Genomic DNA, 20,395 nt, shown 5'->3' with positions numbered 1-20,395 from the left:
TAATCTAACAAGCTTTTTTGATTGCTTCGATGAACCAAGCAATAAATTCATCAACATTAACCGACTTACCAATTAAGGCATTTGCTGGTTTATTCAATTTATTATTGAAGTCCATTAAAGAAGCACCGTTTGTAGGACCTTGATCGGTTATGATATCCACATAGGCCTCTTCAAAATCAAACATAGTCGGATTTAGTAAAATTCCTGCTGCAAGCGCATCGTAAATTTTCAATCCAGTATTGAAACTACCGCCACGGTAGCGTTTAAACAGGCTATAGAACATATCACCAACACTGCCAAGTGACTTGATTTGCTCACTTATTTCAGGCTTAACAAGTGCTTGGAAGCCAAGCTCTAACGGTGCAACGCGAATTTTTAGTCCACTTTCAAAAACAATTTTTGCTGCTTCAGGATCGCCGGCAATATTAAATTCGGAATAAATGCCGTAATTTCCGCGACCAATGCAGCCACCCATCAATACTAATTCTTCAATATTAGCTAAATCTTCAGGATATAGCCGAATGTAGAGTGCAAAATCTGTTAATGGTGCAATCCCCACCAAAGTAACTTTTTCACTTGAATTAGCCACTACCTTGTGAATAGCTTCGGGTGCTGTTGTATCTTTTAATAGTAAATCTAAATCAGGCTCTGGAAAGTCATAACCATCCATGCCACTTTTACCATGAACGCTAGCCGCATCTACTGGTGCCTTAATTAAAGCGCGTTTACAGCCCTCTACAACAGGAACTTTTTTGCCTAAAAACTTTTCAAGCTTTAACACATTGTTTAGTGTCTGTTCAATTCCCACATTACCAGCAGCTGCCGCAATTAGCTTCACATCTACTTGCGGATCAAATAATAGAATTGAGATTGCAACTGCATCATCAATTCCAGGATCCGTACTTAAAATAACGGGTTTTGTCATCTTAACTCTCCTACTCATTAAAATGTCTTGTAATAAAGAATCTAATTAATTCCAGTAAAACAGTATACTACTTGTATACCTAATATTCCCAATAAATTTGTGATTTATTACTCAAATTTATAAATATCTTTTACTAACTTTGTTAAATAATGCCATGTTTACTAGTACCATTATGATAAGACGCTATTTATTTTTTTGTGAAGCAGTCAACTTTATTTAAAGCAAATCTGATGCTTTTAGTTTAGCCTTTGCACGAACAGTTATTACATTGGTTAAGAAACAACTAATTATGGCAAATAAAAAACCTTCCAGAATAAATCTGGAAGGTTTTATCTTCTATTAATTAGTCTTCCTCAGCTGCAGTATAAACGTTTTGAACATCATCATCGTCTTCAAGCGCATCAACTAAGTTATCAAATTGTTCCTTCTTATCTTCAGGAACAGGTGTTGTATTTTCTGGAATCATTGTTAATTCCGCATTTGCCAACTTGTAGCCTGCTTTTTCTAAAGCATCACGAACTTGAGCAAATTGTTTTGGATCAGTGTAGATTTCGAACGCATCGTCACTAGTTTGTAAATCGTCACCACCAGCATCCATTACGTCAAGAAGCATCTGATCTTCATCTGCATCAGTAGTAGTACGATCAATTACGATGTAACCTTTACGGTTAAACATGTAAGCAACTGAGCCACTAGCACCAAGAGAACCACCGTTACGAGTGAATGCAACACGAACTGCAGAAGCTGTCCGATTCTTGTTATCAGTCAAAGCTTCAACAAATACTGCTACACCACCTGGTGCATAACCTTCATATGTAATTTCATCGTAGTGCTCATCTGAATTACCTTCAGCCTTCTTAAGCGCACGATCAATATTGGTTTTAGGCATATTATTGGCACGTGCCTTATCCATCACCATACGTAGGCTAGGATTCCCAGAGGGATCAGGACCACCATTCTTTGCAGCCATATATATTTCACGAGATAACTTTTGGAAAATTTTACCTCTCTTTGCGTCTTGCGCATTCTTGCGGCCTTGAATATTGTGCCATTTTGAATGTCCTGACATAAGAATCCTTCTTTCTCTGCTTAAAATATTAACGATATAATCTTAACGCACGGTTTAAGAAAATTCAATACTATCAAGTCAAGCGGAGTAATTTTCTTCCAATCTAATATAATTACTTATCATAATAATGCAGACGAATTTATTAATTATTCCCTAGTCTTTTTCATTTTTAATGCGTAAAATGTAAATAATTGTTTAAAAAAGGAGAGAACTTTTGTGGAGGAACTAGATTCTAATAAGAAATATATCTCGTGGCCTGTTTTAACCCTAATGGCTTTCTGTACGGTTATTGGCCTCGATGATATCATGTACAATTTCCAAAATCAGGGAATGCCAGTTGTCACCTCATGGATTATAATGTGTCTTTTTTATGTTATTCCATATTCATTAATGGTTGGACAATTAGGCTCAGTCTTTAATCAGGAAGGCGGTGGGCTTTCCTCATGGGTACGTGGTACCAATGGGGAATTCCTTGGTTACTTTACTGCATGGACATATTGGGCTGCATCTATCCCTTATGCCGTCGATTCAGCTAACGAGATTATTGTCGATATTGGTTGGGCATTAACCGGTTCAGAAAAGTTTCAGAGTCAAATATCTAACACCAAATTTGCTCTCATGACTTTTGCCATGTTTATTATCTTCATCATCATTGAACACTATTTCTCTCGTTCAATGGAAATTTTGTCGACTATTGGTGGTGGCTTGATGTTAATCATGACACTAATGTTTGTTTTCTTGGCTTTCTTAGGTTTAGCTAAATCAGGTGGCCATATGGCAACCCATCCCTTTACTTGGAAAACATTAATTCCTAAGTTTGACATGCATTATTGGACCACTATTGCCATGTTAATTTACGCTTTAAATGGCTGTGAGCTAGTAGCGCCTTACGTTACTAAAATGAAGAAACCAAAAGCTGATTTTCCTAAAGCAATGGTTGCTTTAGCAATTATGACCATTTTCTTAACTGTCTTTGGCTCATTCGCACTTGGTATTTACTTTGACGGTTACCATATTCCAAAAGATTTAAAGATGAACGGTGCCTACTACGCATTTGATATGGTCGGTCACCAATATGGTATGGGTAAAACATTACTTTACATTTGGGCTTGGACCTCAGTCTTTTACAACGCGGCCCTTCTGGCTGTTTTACTAGATGCAATGACAAGAATGTTAATTTCCGATACTGGTGACAAATACATGCCACACTTTTTGCAGAAAAAAGATAAAAATGGATTACCAATTAATGGTTACGTTCTAACTGTCGGTCTTTCAGCTTTCATCATGCTTTTAGGAATTTTCCTGCCTGATATGAATGATATTTTCAACTGGCTCTTAAACCTTAACGGTATTATTTCACCAGGTGTTACCTGCTGGATTTTCTTCTCATTCATGCAAATCAGAAAGAATTCACAGAAATTCAAGTCCGATTATGTCTTTATAAAAAACGACAAGCTTGGCTATCTGGCTGGACTGTTTTTATTGATTGTTACTGCAGTGGCAACAGTACTCGGCATTGCGCCACAAGACATTAAGCAGTTCAGTGGCTATTGGTGGTATGAACTAATTATTAACATTGTCGCAATTGTAGTATTGATTGGTTTGGGTGCAATACTGCCAAGTATCAGGAAACGTGAAGAAGAATACGGAATTGCTTTCAATCGTGGTCAATGGACAACTATGGGTGTTCTAGTAATTGGTTCAATTATTTTTGATTTGTACTTAGGTGAAAGGAATCACTTGTTTAATGGCGCCACACTTAGTCTTGGACAGGCTAAACTAGGCATGAACATTGTATTAATTCTGATTGAAACAGTGTTTGCAATTCTGATTTGCTGGTTAGTTGGCAGAAAAAAGCCTACTTCAGCTAAAAAATAGTTATCAAAATTTAAAAACAGATTCATCGTTAAATGAATCTGTTTTTTTGTTAAATGAAGAAAAACTAATCTATCTAATATATAATAATATAGAGGATTTTAGACGAAGGAGAACACCGATGACACCAATTCCATTTAAAGCAGTTGCCGTAGATATGGACGGCACTTTTGAAGATGATAATAAACAATTTGATCATCACCGGTTTGAACAAGTTTTAACCAAATTACGTGAGCAAAAAGTTCATTTCATTGTTTCTAGTGGGCGCCCTCTTTCGCGTTTGCGACAAGACTTTTTTGATTTTCTAGATCGAATCGACATTATAGCTGATAATGGCTCAATTCTTACCAAGGATAATCAGGTCATCGCTAGACATGTTTTTACTTATAAGACTGGCATTAAGCTAATTAATTTCATTCAGACTAATTACCCCCAAATAGAAATTGTTGCGAGTGGTTTGGATAGTGCCTACTTAAATAAACGTGCATCCACCAATTTTAAAAAATTAATGCACTTTTTCTATCCCAACATTGATGAAATCGCAAACTTACTTGACCTTCCAACCAGCGACAGCTTAACCAAGCTGACACTAAGCTGCTCTTCTGAACTAGCTAATGAAATTGAAAAGAAATTCAACGCAGATAATACTGAGCGAATTCACTGCACAACTAGCGGTTTTGATAATATCGACATCATGCCAGTCAACGTTAACAAGGGGCAGGGAATCAAATTCTTTTTACGCTACTTTGGAGTTGAGCCTGAAGAACTGATTGCTTTTGGCGATGGAATGAATGATAAAGAAATGATCGAACTTGCTGGTTATAGCTATGCAATGGAAAATGGTGATGAACGCTTAAAGAAAATTGCCAAATTTGAAGCCCCTAGCAACAATGAAATGGGCGTTTTGCAAGTGTTAGAAAAGTATTTAGGCTAAAATCAAGTTAAACTAAAGGCAAAAAACAGATTTAATAAGGAAAAATTATTTATGAGTTATATTGAAGTCAAACACAATTTTAAACGTTACCAAACCGGTGATACTGAAATTTTAGCTAATAACGACGTCAATTTTTCCATTGAAAAAGGCGAATTGGCAATTATTTTAGGAGCTTCCGGTGCTGGTAAGTCAACTATCCTCAATATCTTAGGCGGAATGGACACCAACACCTCTGGTGACATCATTATCGATGGCAAAAATATTGCAAATTATAATAAACGCCAATTGACTACGTATCGGCGTAATGACATTGGTTTTGTTTTTCAATTCTACAACTTAATTCAAAACTTAACTGCAAAAGAAAATGTCGAACTAGCATCAGAAATTGTTGCCGATTCACTTGATCCAGTTCAAACCTTAATTGACGTTGGCTTGAAAAATCGAATTAACAACTTCCCTGCTGAACTATCAGGTGGTGAGCAGCAAAGAGTTGCTATTGCACGTGCTATTGCTAAAAATCCCAAAATACTCTTGTGTGATGAGCCAACTGGAGCGCTTGATTACCAAACAGGAAAAAGCGTCTTACAGACCATTGCCAAAATGAGTCGCGAAAATGGCGCAACAGTAGTTATTGTTACGCACAATAGCGCACTGGCACCCATTGCAGATCGCGTGATTCATTTTCATGACGGCCAAGTAACCAAAATTGAGCAAAACGCTCAACCAGAAGATATTACAAATATTAAGTGGTAGAAAAGGCAGATCATGAAAAAAATAATTTGGAAAGATTTTTGGCAGTCAATTAAGCACACCAAAGGACAATTCTTGTCAATTATGGGCTTAATGATGATCGGAGCATTCGCGCTGGTCGGGCTTTTTGTTACTGGGCCTGATATGCGTGATACTGGTAATCACTATGCGCAAGAGCTTAATACTGCTGATTTATCTGTAATGTGTAATTATGGTTTTGACAAAAAAGATACCGAAAAAATCAAGCAAACAAAGGGTCTTGAAGAAGTTGAATTCGGCTATATGACTGACACCGTTTTAAAAAATACCGATGAAAGTTTTCGCGTTTTTTCAAAGCCTAAATCTGTCGGCAAGTACGAAGTGCGCCAAGGTCGCTTACCTAAAAGTAAAAACGAAGTTGCACTTGCTGAGCACTATCATAATCGCTACAAGATTGGTCAAGAAGCCAGTTTTACCGAAAAGAAGAATCTGCTTGGTAGTACCCTTCTAAAAAGAAAGACATTTAAAGTTGTTGGATTTGTCCGCTCAAGTCAAATTCTATCTAATGTTAACTTAGGTCAAAGTAATAGTGGTACTGGCGAACTTAAAGGATATGCTGTTGTTTTGCCAAGTGCTTTTAACCATCAAGTTTACACTGTTGCCAACCTTAGATATCACAATTTACGTAACCTTGATTCATATGGCAAAGTTTATACTGCCCGAGTTAGTGATCACAAAAAGGCACTGCAAAAAACGCTCAAGAAAGATACCGAGCAACGCCAAAAACGAATTTATGCTAGCTTTAATCAAGTAATAAAGCCAAAGGAACAGCAACTTACTAACGCCAAAAATAAAATAGCCGATACTAAAAAGCAACTGTTACTTGCCGAGCAAGAATTAGATGAGCAGAAAAATGCCTTAGCTGCTCAAACTTCGAGTGCTACTACACCGGAAGCAAAAATGCAGCTTCAACAGGCTCAAGCAGAATTATCTGCCAAGGCAAAAGTTTTACAAGCAAAAAAACAAAAAGCATTGACTGCTTCAGCAAGTGCTGAAAAAACAATTGCAAAGAATGAGCTTAAATTAGCTAAGGCAAAAAAGCAGGCCAAAAAGTTATCAGCACCAAGTTATAGTGTTTACAATCGTCGAGAAGTGCCTGGTGGTGAAGGAAATCTTGTCTATACTACGGTCGCAAGAGTTGTCGAAGACTTAGCGAAAGTCTTTCCTATCTTTTTGTACTTTGTAGCTGCTTTAGTCACATTTACCACTATGAATCGTTTTATCGATGAGGAAAGAATCAATTCTGGAACACTGAAAGCATTGGGTTATAGCGACAATGTTGTTATCAGCAAGTTTGTCTTTTACGGTTTTCTTTCAGGAACCATCGGAACAATTATTGGTGTTTATCTTGGCCATACTTTAATGCCACAGATTGTTTACCATGCTTACTATAAGTCTCTGACGATTCCACCAATTGAAGAACACTTTTACTGGCAGATTAGTTTAATTGCTCTTGTTTTATCTTGGATCAGTTCCGTTCTACCCGCTTATTTAACTGCAAAAGCTGAATTCCGTGAAAAACCAGCTGCATTACTTCTACCTAAGCCACCTGCAGCTGGTTCAAAAATACTTCTTGAAAGAATTCCGTTTATTTGGAACCATCTTAGCTTCACCCACAAGGTAACTGCCCGTAACATCTTCCGTTATAAAAAACGAATGTTAATGACAATCTTTGGTGTTTGTGGTGCAGCTACTCTTCTTTTTACAGGTTTTGCAGTAAAGAACTCTATCAGTAATATGAACAATCGTCAGTTTTCAGGATTAATTCATTACAACATGATAGTGGCTCAAAAATCCCCAATTTCAGCTAATGACCAAGCTACACTCGATGATAAACTAGAAGAAAGTAACATTAAATCCGAACTACCTATCTATTATGAGTCGATGTCAAAAACTGCTGGTAAATCTGGTGACACGCAAGACATTACTTTAATTGCTCCAAAATCAGACCACAAACTTGATCAATATCTTTATTTAAACGATCGTCGCAGTAAAAAGAAGATTACATTAACCAATGATGGTGTTGTCATTTCCGAACGCCTAGCCAGTCTCCTAAACGTTAATAAAGGTGACTATATGACTTTGACTGATAAAGACAATCATCGTCGAAGAATGAAGATTGCTAATATTACTGAAATGTATATGGGCCACTTTGTTCTAATGAACTCAAACCAGTATAAAAAGATTTTTGCTAAAAAGTATTCTACTAACGCTCATCTGGTTAACTTAAAGAACAGTTCTAATAAGAACACCAAAAAAGTAGCTGCAGAGTTTATGAAGCTTAACGGTGTCGCTGGTGTCGTTCAAAACACAGCAATTAGTCAAGAACTAGACGTCGTTGTGCAATCCCTTAACATGATAATGGTTGTTTTAATCATTGTTGCTGGTTTGCTGGCAATTGTTATTTTGTACAATTTGACTAATATCAACATCGCAGAACGAATTCGCGAACTATCTACCATCAAGGTATTAGGCTTTTACAACAATGAGGTCACAATGTACATCTACCGCGAAACAATTTTGTTAACGGGTATTGGCATTCTAGTAGGATATTTGACCGGTGATTTGCTTTATCGCTACATCCTGTATGTTGTTCCACCTGATAATGTCATGTTCAATCCAGCTCTTTCCGCCTCAAGCTTCTTGTGGCCATTAGGTGTAATTGGATTAATTACAATTATTTTAGGATTTATCGTCAACAAAAAGTTAAGAGATTTAGATATGCTAGAAGCATTGAAATCCGTTGATTAATATCCTTTGAATAGTAAAAAAGTCGAACTATTATGCTCGGCTTTTTTCAATAGTTTTTTGTAGTCAAATTAAAACCACTTTATTTAAGTGAAAACATCGTTACAAATAACTAATGCTCATACAGAATAAAAAAGGATAGTCGACTGAATTTCGACTATCCTTTTTGTGTTAAATTTTAGCTTTTCCTAGTAAAACAGAACTTATTACAACTGATAATGAGCTAAAGGCCATTGCAAGACCAGCTATTTCAGGGCTAAGAGTAAAACCAATTCCTGCAAATAACCCCGTAGCAATTGGAATTCCTAAAATGTTGTAAATAAATGCCCAAAACAGATTCAACTTAATTCGTTTAAAAGTTTTTTTACTCAATTTAAGTGCACGAACAACATCTTCTAAGTCATTTTTGATTAGAACAATTCCGCCTGCATCAATCGCAACATCAGTTCCAGAACCCATTGCTATCCCAACATCTGCTTGTGTTAATGCTGGAGCATCATTAATACCATCGCCAACAAATGCAACCTTGTAGTTATGTTGCAACTTTTTAATTTCGTCAGCTTTATCTATCGGTAAAACTTCTGCAATTACTTGATCTATTCCTACTTGTTTAGCAACTGAATCTGCAACTTGCCTATTATCACCGGTAAGCATAACTGTTTTTAAGCCTTCCGCTTTTAAGTCGGAAATCGCCTTAGCAGCTGTTTCCTTTGGAGCATCTTGAATTGCAATCAAACCGATAACCTTATCATCCATAGCAACAATAACAACGGTCTTTGCTTCTTTTTGCAACTTAGTTATCGCATCAGACATTTTGGTTTCAACAGTATATTGGTCAATTTCGGGTTTACCGACAAAAACAGTTTTCCCATCGATTATTCCCTTAATTCCGTGTCCTTCAATCGCCTTGAAATCAGTTACATCTTTCATCTCAACATTTTCAGTTTGAGCAGCAGTTAGAATTGCTGGTGCAAGTGGATGCTCTGATAATTTTTCTAGGCTTGCAGCTACTTGTAATACTACTAATTTATTCCCAATGACGTCTGTTACTTGCGGTTTTCCTTTAGTAATTGTGCCAGTTTTATCAAAAACTATTGCAGTTAAATTATTAGCAGCTTCAAGAATTTCACCATTTTTAATCAAGATTCCTTTTTTAGCGCCCAAACCTGTTCCGACCATTAAAGCGGTTGGCGTTGCTAATCCTAAAGCACAGGGACAAGCAATTACCATTACGGAAACTGCGTAGTTAAGAGCTGTTGGTACGCTCTTATTTAAAAAGACAAACCAAACTAGAAATGTGATAATAGCAATAATTAAAACAGTTGGAACAAAAACGTTAGCAACTTTATCGGTTAGTTTTTGAATCGGTGCATGGCTATTCTGTGCTTTCTTTACAATTTCAATAATTTGGGCAAGCATTGTGTCATTGCCAACTTTTTCGGCTTCAATGACAAAAGCTCCATTTTGATTAATTGTTGAACCAATTACTTGATCTCCAGCTTTTTTGGCAACAGGCATGCTTTCCCCAGTAACCATTGATTCATCAATATTTGAAGTTCCAGAAACTATTTTTCCATCGACAGGTACTTTTTGTCCCGGTAAAACTTGTATTAAATCACCTTTTACAACCTGACTTATCGGAACTTTCACAAACTCAGTTCCGCGTTTTACCAAGGCCTCTTTTGCCCCCAGGTTAACCAGCTTACTAATTGCATTCGAGGCATTACTGCGCATTTTTGCTTCCAGGACTTGCCCTAAGAGAACAAACGTAATTACAAACGCTGCTGTCTCAAAAAAGACTGGCCTTCCCGTGAACATGGCATAAATGCTGTAAAGGTAAGTGATCATGGTTCCCAGTGCAACAAGGGTATCCATGTTGGAATGATGCTTTAAGAATGCTGACCAGGCGCTAGAAACGAATGGACCCGCAGAAATCAACATAATAACTGTCGTAAACGCCAGCATTGTCCAATTACCACCTGGTAACATCCAGCCTGTAAAGGGATGGATTATCATCTCAACAAGCATTGGCAGGGAAAGTACCAATGAGGTCCAAAAACGTGTCGTTATCTTCATATACTGATTCCTTTTCCTAATTACTTAACGATTACCTTGCCATGAAACATGTTCATACTGCATCCCCAGTCATATTCGCCTGCTTTAGATGTATCAATCTTGACTTGCTCGACTTGACCTTTTGGCAATTCTTGATTAATTCCCAAGTCAGAGAAAATGACATGATCTAAGCAGCTAGAAGAATCTAATCGCTTAAAATTCAAAGTTGCTGGAACGCCCTTTTTTAGGACAACTTTTTCAGGTGAATAGCCACCCTTTACTTGAATGTTAACCGTTTGATTAGTAGAATTCACTTTTGCTTGCTCAACACTTGCATCATGTTTACCTAAGAACCACCAAGCAATAAAAGCGATAGCCATAATTCCTACAATTAATGTAATAACCTTCATAATTAACTCTCCTTCAACTTATTTTTTATTTGTTTAATTCTTTTTAATGTCTACATTTGTAAACTATAATTAGTTTAACACTAAATTTACATTTGTAAACATAAACGAATTAAAAAAACCACTAACTTTCGTTAATGGCTGTTGCGATTTTTACTTTGTCTATCTGACTTATCGATCCTCCAAAATCGATAAAATCGACTCGTGCGTAAAAATTATGTCGCATCCGGACTATCAAATTGCGCATAAGCAGCAGGTTAAGCATTATTAGCATTTGATACGCTTTTTTTTACTCCATTGCTTTTTAGCGTGAAGCTACTCAACTATTCAGTGATCAACTTGTTTAAATAAAACTTTTGTCTTTCATTTCATTTTCTATCCCATCTTTTAGACTTGGTCAAAAAACCGCAGATCATCAGTCTATGAGGATCTGTAATATCTTTCAAGAAATACCCGTCTACTTCAGCAGTTCTTTAGAAAATCTTTTAAAAAAACATGCGTTATCCTTATCTTCCTTATTACTTGTATATTTTATATTTGCTATTTAATCATAATAAAAACTAGTAGCACTTAGTATATTTTTTAAAGAAATGCATTAATTCTACCTTGACCAGCTCCCCAATCACTAGTAAAGTAAAATCAATTTATAATTTATCTATAGTTAAACAAGGAGCGTGCAGTAAATGTCAAATTGGTCAACAAAATTTGTAAAAGAAGGATTAACTTTTGATGACGTCTTATTAATTCCGGCTGAAAGTCATGTATTACCCAATGAAGTTAATTTACATACAGAGTTAGCACCAAATCTTAAACTTAAAATTCCACTAATTAGTGCTGGTATGGATACAGTTACTAAGGGTGCAATGGCAATTGCAATGGCACTTCAAGGTGGATTAGGTGTTATTCATAAGAACATGTCAATCAACGCACAAGCTGGCGAAGTCGCAAACGTAAAAAATGTTATTGTACCAAGTGACGTTTCTAAAGCAGCCGTCGACGAGAACAATCGTTTATTGGTTGCAGCTGCAATTGGTGTAACTAGTGATACGTTTGAACGTGCTGAAGCACTACTCGAAAACGGCGCTGATGCAATCGTTATTGATACTGCACATGGACATTCCGCAGGTGTATTACGTAAAATTAAAGAAATTCGTGATCATTTCCCAAATGTTACTTTAATTGCAGGTAATATTGCCACTGGTGATGCGGCAAGAGCACTTTTTGATGCTGGCGTCGATGTCGTAAAAGTTGGTATTGGACCTGGATCAATTTGTACAACGAGAGTTGTCGCTGGAGTTGGAGTTCCCCAAATAACTGCAATTTACGATGCCGCAACAGCCGCTCGTGAATATCACAAGCCAATTATTGCCGATGGTGGAATGAAATACTCCGGTGATATTGTAAAAGCCCTCGCTGCTGGTGGTAATGCTGTAATGCTAGGAAGCATGCTTTCTGGTACAACTGAAGCTCCTGGAGAAATTTTTGAAAGTGATGGCGAAAAATACAAGACCTACCGTGGAATGGGTTCTGTAGGAGCAATGGCACAAGCACATGGCTCATCTGACCGTTATTTCCAAGGTGGCGTAAATGAAGCCAATAAACTTGTTCCAGAAGGTGTAGAAGCACGCGTTGAATATAAAGGTGATGTTTCGGATATCATTTTCCAAATTATTGGTGGTTTACGTTCCGGAATGGGATACGTTGGCGCATCAACTATTTCTGAACTAATTGAAAATGCGCAATTTGTAAAAATCACTAATGCTGGTTTGAGAGAATCACATCCACATGATGTTCAGATCACTAAAAAAGCACCTAATTACGAAAGATAAATTTTAAATATCAAGTTCAAAAAAGGCTAGTTACACAAGCGTAACTAGCCTTTTTATTTCTCAGATAATATTTGATTTAATTTAAGCAGATTTTGTATCAGCTCTTTTTTTACTTCAGAACCCAAAATTTTCTCAGTTTCTTTCTCAGAAGAAACAAAATATGAGGTTATTTCAGGTTCCATTTTTCGAGCCTTATCTGTCAACTGGATTACCTTTAAACGCGTATCCTTATGATTAACTTCCTTTGTAATCAAATCCTTTTGCTCCATCAGATGCAAAATATTAGTTGCAGTCGACTTTCTGATATTGAACTCATGCTCAATATCCTTTTGATAAATATAGTGCTCTCCAGAAAAGGATGCTAAATATTCAATAATTAGCATTTGCATTCCTGTCAGACCTAATTCTCTAGCAAAATGATCTACATTACGGTTAAAAGTGTTTTGGGCGCGTTGTAAAGCCAAACCCAGTCTTTCCATTAATTATTCTCCTGCTTTAACAGCCTTTGTAGCTTTATAAAGCAAGTATACACCAATAGCAACTAAAATCAGCAAAAAGATTAAGCCAATTTGAGCGGCATCAACCAGTCGGCCAGCTGCAGTTGATCTAGTACTCATTTGTTGAACAAATTGCATAATTGCTGAAACAATTGAAGTACCTACTGCACCAGCAAATTGCTGCGCCATATTGAATAATCCATTACCATCAGTATGTTCTTTTTCAGTTAAAACATTTAGAGAAGCTGTCATGATATTGCCCATGATTAAACCAGTTCCAAGCATTGTCACTGTGTAAAACAGGATAATTTCAAGTGAGCTAAAGTTAGAAGCAAAAGCACAGAATAATGCACCGCCAATAAACTCTAGAATCGCACCAGTCATTACTGGTTTTCTGGCACCGTAGTTATCAAGCAAACGTCCACCAACAGGAGATGCAATCGCACCTACAATTCCACCAGTCAAAAGTAAAAGACCTGCTGTCATAGCTGTTTGCTTGTTAGCAATTTGAACATAGTTTGGCAGAATAAATGATAAACCTAACGTGTTAATTTGAAATACAAAGTATGCACTCAAACCTTGAGTAAACTTGTTTTTCTTAAATACTCGAATATCGATCAATGGATTTTCCACTTTTAAAGAGTGCTTAATAAAAATGATCAATCCGATAATTCCGATTACTAATGGAATAATAAAAGTAAGAGGCTTTTGCATAACCGTTGCTAAGTTACTAAAAGCAAAAATCAAAGCAATAAAAGTTACTGCAATACTTAAAAAGCCAACAAAATCTAATTTAGTGTGCTCAATCTTTTCTGAGTCTTTAGTAATTGAGCAAAGACCCATAACTAATGAAATAATCATTACTGGAAGCATGAAGATGAAGATGTAGCGCCAACCCATCGTATTCACAACTAAACCACCAAAAGTTGGTCCAAGTGCTGGGGCAACTGCAGTAATCATTGTTCCAATTCCCATTAATAAGCCAATTTTGTCTAATGGGGATTTTTCTAGAATAATGTTAAACATCAATGGAATAGCAATTCCGGCTGCTGCTCCCTGAACAATTCTTCCTATTACTAAGAGCATAAAATTCTTAGCAACTACATCAATTAAAAGACCAACAATAAACAAAACTGAAGCTGTAATAAACAGTGCACGTGAACTAAAATTACGTTTTAAATATGCTGAAAGTGGCATAACAATTGATGCAACCAATAAGTAACCAGTTGTCATCCATTGAACCATCGACATATTAACGTTAAATTCGCTCATTAGGACTGGAAAGGTAACATTTCCTGCCGTTTCAATCAAAACCCCCGAAAATGACATCAATCCTGCTGCAAAGATTGAACAAATCAATCTCGCATCTAATTTCCTTTGCATAAAATTCCTCCTTCAATTTTAGTTAGCAAGCTAACGATTTACTATCGTAACCTAAAAAAATTTAAAAAGCAATTAATAACGTTTTCAAAACAAAAACCCATCTAAAAAGATGGGTTTTATTTAATCATTTTTTAACTTAATAGCAAAATTAAGCATTAATAACGTACTTTTCCCAGTACTTCCATACGTTGTCACTGGAGAAGCGCTTTGCACTTTCGTATGCACCTTCATTTAGCTGCTTCATTAGTTCAGGATTAGCAAAGTAATCTTCAATTTTAACAGTCAAATCGTTAACATTGCCATTGGGGACAAGAAAACCATTTTTACCATTTTGAACTAAATCAGAAGGGCCATAGTTAATGTTATAAGAAATAGCTGGAACTCCATGCGATTGCGCTTCTAAAATTGCTAACGAAAATCCCTCAAATGTTGAAGTTAACAATAAGAGTTCCGCACTGTTGTAAACACTATCTGTATCCTGTGTATATCCCTTGAACTCAACTACATTTTCTAAATCGAGATCTTTAACAAGCTGCTTTAACATTTTTTCTTCTTTATAGCCATCCCCTCCATTACCGTAGCCATAGATGTCAAAGCTTAATGTCGAATTTTTCTTATATGCTTTGGCAAACGCGTTGATTGCATCAGCTAAACGCTTTTCGGGAAAAAGTCGTGCTATTGCTACAATTTTACCTGGAATACGTTCACTTATTGGAATATGTCGAGCATTCAACTGTTCATCAGGAACGATTCCAACTGGGATTGCCACAACTGGTACTTGAGTCCGTAATCGTTTCTTCATATCATCAGCTTGACGTTGAGACGGAGTGATAACTATGTCAGTTTTGCTTAACAAATCGTTGTTGGAAATAGACGAATAAGATAATGGGGAACTTGGATCCCAGTAATTTCGATAATGAATACTGTGAAAATGTTCAATTTTTCGAGCTGGAGTTTTCATATTAATCATTGGAACATTTGTACGATTGCTTCGGTCAGAAATAAAGGTCGACATTTCATCACCGTCTTGTTTATTTAACTCGTCAAGCATAATTGTAAATGCCTGCCCACTATTCATCAATGAATGCACCTTACCATGCGTATCGGTTAGTTGAATATTCGTCGCAGGATATACTTTGGGTTTTCTCTCATATGAAATTTCACAAAAAATTGTGTTATTGGGACGAAAAAGCTGTTCATAGATAAGGTGTCCATCAGCAGTGTCATAGATTTGAGTCATGCTCTTGAAGCCACGTGTATCATAAAAGTCTTGTTTTGTGTGGCTACCGTCAGCATTAAAGTAGTCAATCGTATCAATACTGCCATTAGAAAATAAACTAATTCGCATAGTTTTACGATTACCATCATAAACTTCATAACCATTGTTTATTTCTTTTATTTGATAGTCATCTGGAATCGGCAGATCAGAAACAGTTGCCACTTTTGCAGGAAACGATACTGTACCTGCAAAAAAGTCAAATGGATTAACGTAATCGTCATCATCTAATCCATATAACGGCAAATTTCTGTGTGCAAAACGATTGTACTCACGCATTGCTAATTTAGCAGGCACACCTTTTTGCTTGAATAATTTTAATCTCTTAATTTGTGCATGTTCAATGCCAGAACTATTAGCAGCCAATTTACCACTTAAAAAATAATACATAAGTTTAACCTCTTACTTTGTTAAATTACAATTAACACTTTTCTATTTTTATAATTTAATCACCATGATTGACCTAAGCATTAATAACATACTTTTCCCAATATTTCCAAACATTATCACCGGAAAAGCGTTGAGCATTTTCATATGCACCATCATTTAATTGCTCCATTAGTTTTGGATTGGCAAAGTACTTCTCAATTTTGGTAGCCATATCGTCAACATGACCACTTGGAACAATAATGCCGCTCTTACCATCCTGAATTAAATCTGAAGGACCATAGTTAATATCATATGAAATGACCGGAACTCCGTGCGACTGTGCTTCAACAATTGCAAGAGGAGCTCCTTCATAACGTGATGACAATATCAAAAGCTCTGCTGTATTGTATACACTATCCATATCCTGTATATAGCCTTTAAATTTAACTACATTTTCCAAATTAAGATTTTTAACAAGCTGCTTTAGCATATTTTCTTCCTTGAAGCCATCAGCACCATTTCCATAACCATAAATGTCAAAGCTTAGTGTCGAATTTTCTTGATGTGCCTTTGCGAAAGCATTAATTGCATCATCTAAACGTTTTTCAGGGAAAAGTCGAGCTATTGCTATTATTTTACCAGGTACACGTTCACTTATTGGAATATGTCGAGCATTCAGCTGTTCATCAGGAACAACTCCCACTGGAATTGCAACAACTGGTACTCGAGACCGCAACCGTTTCTTCATATCATCAGCTTGATGCTGCGATGGCGTAATAATTAAATCAGTCTTGTTCAATAACTCGGGACTAGAAATAGATGGATAGGTCAAAGGCGAACTCGGATCCCAGTAGTCTCGAAAGTGAATGCTATGAAAATGTTCAATTTTTCGAGCTGGAGTTTTCATGTTAATCATTGGAACATTTACCAAATTACTCCGATCAGAAATAAAGGTCGATATTTCGTCACCGTCCTGCTCATTTAATTCGTCAAGCATAATTGTGAATGCTAGACCCGTATTCATTAGTGAGTGTACCCTACCTTGCGTGTCAATTAACTGAATATTTGTTGCGGGATAATAATTTGGTCGCTTTTCATAAGAAATTTCAAAATAGACTGTATTATTTGGGCGATAGAATTGTTCATATACAAGATGCCCGTCAGCTGTATCATAAGTTTTGGTTGAGCTCTTAAAGCCACGCGTATCATAAAAATCTTGCTTAGTAAGATTAACGTCACCATTAAAGTAATCAACCGTATCAACACTACCATTAGGAAACAAACTAATTCGCATGGCTTTACGATTACCATCATAAACTTCATAACCGATATCTATATCTTTTACTTGATAACCGACTGGAATCGGTAAGTCAGAAATACTTACCACTCTTTCTGGAAAAGTCACTGTGCCAGCAAAAAAGTCAAACATATTAACATAATCATCATCAGTTAACTCGTATAATGGTAAGTTCCTATGCGCGAAGCGATTGTATTCACACATGACAATTTTAGCAGGTACACCTTTTTGCTTGAATAACTTTAATCGCTTAACTTGTGCATGCTCAATGCCAGAGTTACTAACACTTAATCCACCATTTAAAAAATAATACATCTCTTAATACCATACCTTGCTATATTATAATGTGTACTTTAAATCTATCACACTTACTTTACGATACTGTCTGTTTCCAACAAAACATTAATAATGAAATAAGCCCCGAAAGTCTGCTAACTTCGGAGCTTATTTCGTGTAAGATACGTTTTGCCGCTTCATTTCATAACTAATTAAGAAAAATCAGCATTGATTACATACTTTTCCCAGTCTTTCCAAATGCTATCACCAGAGAAGCGTTGTGCATTTTGGTATGCACCTTCATTTAACTGATTCATCAACTTTGGATTAGCAAAGTACTGTTCAATTTTGGCAGCCAAGTCATCAACATGTCCGCTAGGAACAATAAAGCCACTCTGACCATCTTGAATCAAATCTGCCGGACCATAGTTAATGTCATAAGCAATAACTGGTACGCCATGCGATTGTGCCTCAACAATTGCAAGAGGCGCTCCTTCATAACGTGACGATAAGACTAAAAGCTCTGCAGTATTGTAAACAGTTTCCATATCTTGGGTGTAGCCCTTAAACTGAACCACATTTTCTAAATCAAGATTTTTAACAAGCTGCCTTAGCATTTTTTCTTCCTTAAGACCATCGCGTCCGTTACCATAACCATAGATATCAAAGCTTAGCGTCGGGTTTTCTCTATATGCTTTAGCAAATGCATTAATCGCATCATCTAGACGCTTCTCATAGAATAAGCGTGCCACTGCTACAATTTTGCCTGGCGTACGTTCGCTCATTGGAATATGTCTGGTATTCAACTGCTTATCAGGAACGATTCCAACTGGAATTGAGACAATTGGTACTTGCGTACGTAAACGTTTCTTCATATCATCAGCTTGACGTTGAGATGGTGTTATAACCAAGTCAGTCTTGCTTAATAACTCATTATTAGAAATTGATGGATATGTTATAGGAGAACTTGAATCCCAAAAATCTCTGAAATGAATATTATGAAAATGTTCAATTTTCCGAGCTGGAGTTTTCATGTTAATCATCGGAACATTCGAACAATCACTTCTGTCAGAAATAAAGGTCGAAATCTCGTCACCATCTTGCTCATTTAATTCATCCAACATAATTGTGAACGCCTGTCCACTGTTCATCAGTGAGTGCACCATACCGTGCGTATCAGTCAATTGAATATTTGTTGCCGGATAGGAATTGGGTCTTTTTTCATAAGAAGTCTCGTAATAAATGGTATTATCAGGACGATAAAACTGCTCATAAATAAGGTGACCATCTGCCGTATCATAAATTTGAGTCATACTCTTGAAACCGCGAGTATCATAAAATTCTTGTTTTGTATGATTGCCATCGCCATTAAAGTAATCAATCGTATCAACACTGCCATTAGGAAAAACAGTAATTAGCATAGTCTTGCGATTACCATTATAAACTTCATAACCGTTATCTACTTCTTTTATTTGATACTCATTTGGAATTGATAAATCAGAAATAGTTGCCACTTTCGCCGGAAAAGTTACTGTGCCAGCAAAAAAGTCAAACATGTTAACATAATCATCATCAGTCATTTCATACAATGGTAAATTTCGGTGAGCAAGACGATTATATTCACACATGACTATCTTAGCAGGTACACCCTTTTGCTTAAATAATTTTAGTCGTTTAACTTCTGCATGCTCAATACCAGAGCTATTAGCATCTAATCTGTTATTTAGAAAATAATACATCATTTACTCCCTTACCTTGTTATATTGTAATTCGCACTTTTAATTCTATCATACCAATATCATAATATTGCTTATTTTCATAAAAAGACTAATAATATCATACACACTAATTGCGAATAATACTGTAATTATTTAGTTTCATGGTTATAGAATTTTTAAGCACAAAAAAGCACCGTCAGTATAGTCACTTCTATAGACGATGCTATTTTAAATTATTCTCTTTTTTTAGTTATTTTTAGGACCACTGGCCAAATAAATGTGAGCACCAATCCCATGGTAAGACCAAGCCATAAAACAGACGAAGTGGTCAATGAAATTCCATGATAAAGCTCTGTCTGCAAGTTTTGGGTTAGCTGATTTAAGTAATATTGCAGTGCGCCAAACGATCCTACAGAGGCAATCAATAAAACTATCGAAGCCCAAGAACTACCGAATAGTACAAGCAGAGCTGCAATAGCAAAAAGCAAAATAGCTGCGAAAAAGAAATAATGGAAAACATTAATGGTATCGTTAACTTGCTTGCCGTTGTTTTTGAGCTCTTTATTTAACCGATCTAAAATGACGTAATTGACAGCCTTTTGAACCTGATTCTTTTCAGATAAATTCAAATTTTGCGCTGTAACTTCACCATTTTCTTGGTAACTCACACTCAAATTATAAAGGTTAATATAAGACAAATCTCGATGATACTTTTGTGGTAGTTGTTCAAAAATCTTATCTTCAACACCAAAGTCTTTTGCTAACTGCAGCGATCCCTTTAAATTAGCATCCCCAGTCTTATTAACATTCTTGTCAATTACTGTTTTCGCCATTTTGGGAACATTCTGAACATTAATTGTTGCAACGCCGTCAAATAAAAATAACCCTGATAGACAAACCAATGCGGCAAAGATCAACCGTAGAAAAATACTAGTAAACTTCTTCATT

The 20,395-nt window shown here is 36.3% G+C and carries 15 protein-coding genes; 5 read left to right on the top strand and 10 right to left on the bottom strand.

Features of this window, described 5'->3' with window-relative positions; genetic code table 11:
- Window positions 1-4 precede the first annotated feature (4 nt).
- Complete coding sequence (locus DKL56_RS02925; RefSeq protein ID WP_109715347.1) at window positions 5-925, bottom strand: nucleoside hydrolase; 921 nt, start codon at window positions 923-925, stop codon at window positions 5-7.
- Window positions 926-1,268: 343 nt separating this feature from the next.
- Complete coding sequence (locus tag DKL56_RS02920) at window positions 1,269-1,994, bottom strand: YebC/PmpR family DNA-binding transcriptional regulator (protein ID WP_109715346.1); 726 nt, start codon at window positions 1,992-1,994, stop codon at window positions 1,269-1,271.
- 270 nt (window positions 1,995-2,264) lie between these two features.
- Here DKL56_RS02920 and DKL56_RS02915 point away from each other — a divergent pair, with 270 nt between their 5' ends.
- The 4 genes from DKL56_RS02915 to DKL56_RS02900 all read left to right on the top strand — a co-directional run bounded on the left by DKL56_RS02915 (window position 2,265) and on the right by DKL56_RS02900 (window position 8,343).
- A complete protein-coding gene (locus DKL56_RS02915) occupies window positions 2,265-3,872 on the top strand; it encodes an APC family permease (protein ID WP_232352304.1) in 1,608 nt (535 codons plus the stop codon).
- Between the two features lie 118 nt (window positions 3,873-3,990).
- Window positions 3,991-4,803 carry a Cof-type HAD-IIB family hydrolase gene (locus DKL56_RS02910; protein ID WP_109715345.1) on the top strand — a complete coding sequence of 271 codons (813 nt, stop codon included), beginning with the start codon at window positions 3,991-3,993 and terminating at the stop codon, window positions 4,801-4,803.
- 51 nt (window positions 4,804-4,854) lie between these two features.
- Complete coding sequence (locus tag DKL56_RS02905; protein ID WP_046306572.1) at window positions 4,855-5,556, top strand: ABC transporter ATP-binding protein; 702 nt, start codon at window positions 4,855-4,857, stop codon at window positions 5,554-5,556.
- Between the two features lie 12 nt (window positions 5,557-5,568).
- A complete protein-coding gene (locus DKL56_RS02900; RefSeq protein ID WP_109715344.1) occupies window positions 5,569-8,343 on the top strand; it encodes an FtsX-like permease family protein in 2,775 nt (924 codons plus the stop codon).
- Between the two features lie 168 nt (window positions 8,344-8,511).
- On the opposite strand, the gene DKL56_RS02895 is transcribed toward DKL56_RS02900, so the two are convergent.
- Complete coding sequence (locus DKL56_RS02895) at window positions 8,512-10,416, bottom strand: copper-translocating P-type ATPase (RefSeq protein ID WP_109715343.1); 1,905 nt, start codon at window positions 10,414-10,416, stop codon at window positions 8,512-8,514.
- Between the two features lie 20 nt (window positions 10,417-10,436).
- The gene (locus DKL56_RS02890; protein WP_109715342.1) at window positions 10,437-10,805 is read right to left on the bottom strand and encodes a cupredoxin domain-containing protein; all 369 of its coding nucleotides are present in this window, start codon (window positions 10,803-10,805) and stop codon (window positions 10,437-10,439) included.
- Between the two features lie 680 nt (window positions 10,806-11,485).
- Here DKL56_RS02890 and guaB point away from each other — a divergent pair.
- Complete coding sequence (gene guaB, locus DKL56_RS02885) at window positions 11,486-12,631, top strand: IMP dehydrogenase (RefSeq protein ID WP_109715341.1); 1,146 nt, start codon at window positions 11,486-11,488, stop codon at window positions 12,629-12,631.
- 53 nt (window positions 12,632-12,684) lie between these two features.
- On the opposite strand, the gene DKL56_RS02880 is transcribed toward guaB, so the two are convergent.
- The 6 genes from DKL56_RS02880 to DKL56_RS02855 all read right to left on the bottom strand — a co-directional run bounded on the left by DKL56_RS02880 (window position 12,685) and on the right by DKL56_RS02855 (window position 20,394).
- Entirely contained in the window at window positions 12,685-13,110 is a 426-nt protein-coding gene (locus DKL56_RS02880) for a MarR family winged helix-turn-helix transcriptional regulator (protein WP_109715340.1), read from the bottom strand.
- A 3-nt stretch (window positions 13,111-13,113) separates the two neighbouring features.
- Window positions 13,114-14,511 (bottom strand): DHA2 family efflux MFS transporter permease subunit, encoded by a 1,398-nt coding sequence (locus DKL56_RS02875; protein WP_109715339.1) that lies wholly within the window; start codon window positions 14,509-14,511, stop codon window positions 13,114-13,116.
- A gap of 148 nt (window positions 14,512-14,659) precedes the next feature.
- Entirely contained in the window at window positions 14,660-16,177 is a 1,518-nt protein-coding gene (locus DKL56_RS02870; RefSeq protein WP_109715338.1) for a glycosyltransferase, read from the bottom strand.
- Window positions 16,178-16,250: 73 nt separating this feature from the next.
- Window positions 16,251-17,768 (bottom strand): accessory Sec system glycosyltransferase Asp1, encoded by a 1,518-nt coding sequence (gene asp1, locus DKL56_RS02865; protein WP_109715337.1) that lies wholly within the window; start codon window positions 17,766-17,768, stop codon window positions 16,251-16,253.
- 173 nt (window positions 17,769-17,941) lie between these two features.
- Window positions 17,942-19,471, bottom strand: a complete 1,530-nt coding sequence (locus DKL56_RS02860; protein ID WP_109715336.1) for a glycosyltransferase — start codon at window positions 19,469-19,471, stop codon at window positions 17,942-17,944.
- A gap of 209 nt (window positions 19,472-19,680) precedes the next feature.
- Complete coding sequence (locus tag DKL56_RS02855; protein WP_109715335.1) at window positions 19,681-20,394, bottom strand: hypothetical protein; 714 nt, start codon at window positions 20,392-20,394, stop codon at window positions 19,681-19,683.
- Window position 20,395 lies beyond the last annotated feature (1 nt).

It is taken from the genome of Lactobacillus apis, assembly GCF_003150935.1.
Taxonomy (GTDB): domain Bacteria; phylum Bacillota; class Bacilli; order Lactobacillales; family Lactobacillaceae; genus Lactobacillus; species Lactobacillus apis.
Note: the sequence above shows the minus strand (reverse complement) of the source record. Positions and strands in the feature narration are given on the sequence as shown.

Coding starts and splice junctions, on each gene's coding strand:
- DKL56_RS02915 (WP_232352304.1), top strand. CDS start 2,265: ATGGCTTTCTGTACGGTTATTGGCCTCGATGATATCATGTACAATTTC.
- DKL56_RS02875 (WP_109715339.1), bottom strand. CDS start 14,511: ATGCAAAGGAAATTAGATGCGAGATTGATTTGTTCAATCTTTGCAGCA.
- DKL56_RS02890 (WP_109715342.1), bottom strand. CDS start 10,805: ATGAAGGTTATTACATTAATTGTAGGAATTATGGCTATCGCTTTTATT.
- asp1 (WP_109715337.1), bottom strand. CDS start 17,768: ATGTATTATTTTTTAAATGGTGGATTAAGTGTTAGTAACTCTGGCATT.
- DKL56_RS02880 (WP_109715340.1), bottom strand. CDS start 13,110: ATGGAAAGACTGGGTTTGGCTTTACAACGCGCCCAAAACACTTTTAAC.
- DKL56_RS02860 (WP_109715336.1), bottom strand. CDS start 19,471: ATGATGTATTATTTTCTAAATAACAGATTAGATGCTAATAGCTCTGGT.
- DKL56_RS02905 (WP_046306572.1), top strand. CDS start 4,855: ATGAGTTATATTGAAGTCAAACACAATTTTAAACGTTACCAAACCGGT.
- guaB (WP_109715341.1), top strand. CDS start 11,486: ATGTCAAATTGGTCAACAAAATTTGTAAAAGAAGGATTAACTTTTGAT.
- DKL56_RS02870 (WP_109715338.1), bottom strand. CDS start 16,177: ATGTATTATTTTTTAAGTGGTAAATTGGCTGCTAATAGTTCTGGCATT.
- DKL56_RS02900 (WP_109715344.1), top strand. CDS start 5,569: ATGAAAAAAATAATTTGGAAAGATTTTTGGCAGTCAATTAAGCACACC.
- DKL56_RS02920 (WP_109715346.1), bottom strand. CDS start 1,994: ATGTCAGGACATTCAAAATGGCACAATATTCAAGGCCGCAAGAATGCG.
- DKL56_RS02895 (WP_109715343.1), bottom strand. CDS start 10,416: ATGAAGATAACGACACGTTTTTGGACCTCATTGGTACTTTCCCTGCCA.
- DKL56_RS02910 (WP_109715345.1), top strand. CDS start 3,991: ATGACACCAATTCCATTTAAAGCAGTTGCCGTAGATATGGACGGCACT.
- DKL56_RS02925 (WP_109715347.1), bottom strand. CDS start 925: ATGACAAAACCCGTTATTTTAAGTACGGATCCTGGAATTGATGATGCA.
- DKL56_RS02855 (WP_109715335.1), bottom strand. CDS start 20,394: ATGAAGAAGTTTACTAGTATTTTTCTACGGTTGATCTTTGCCGCATTG.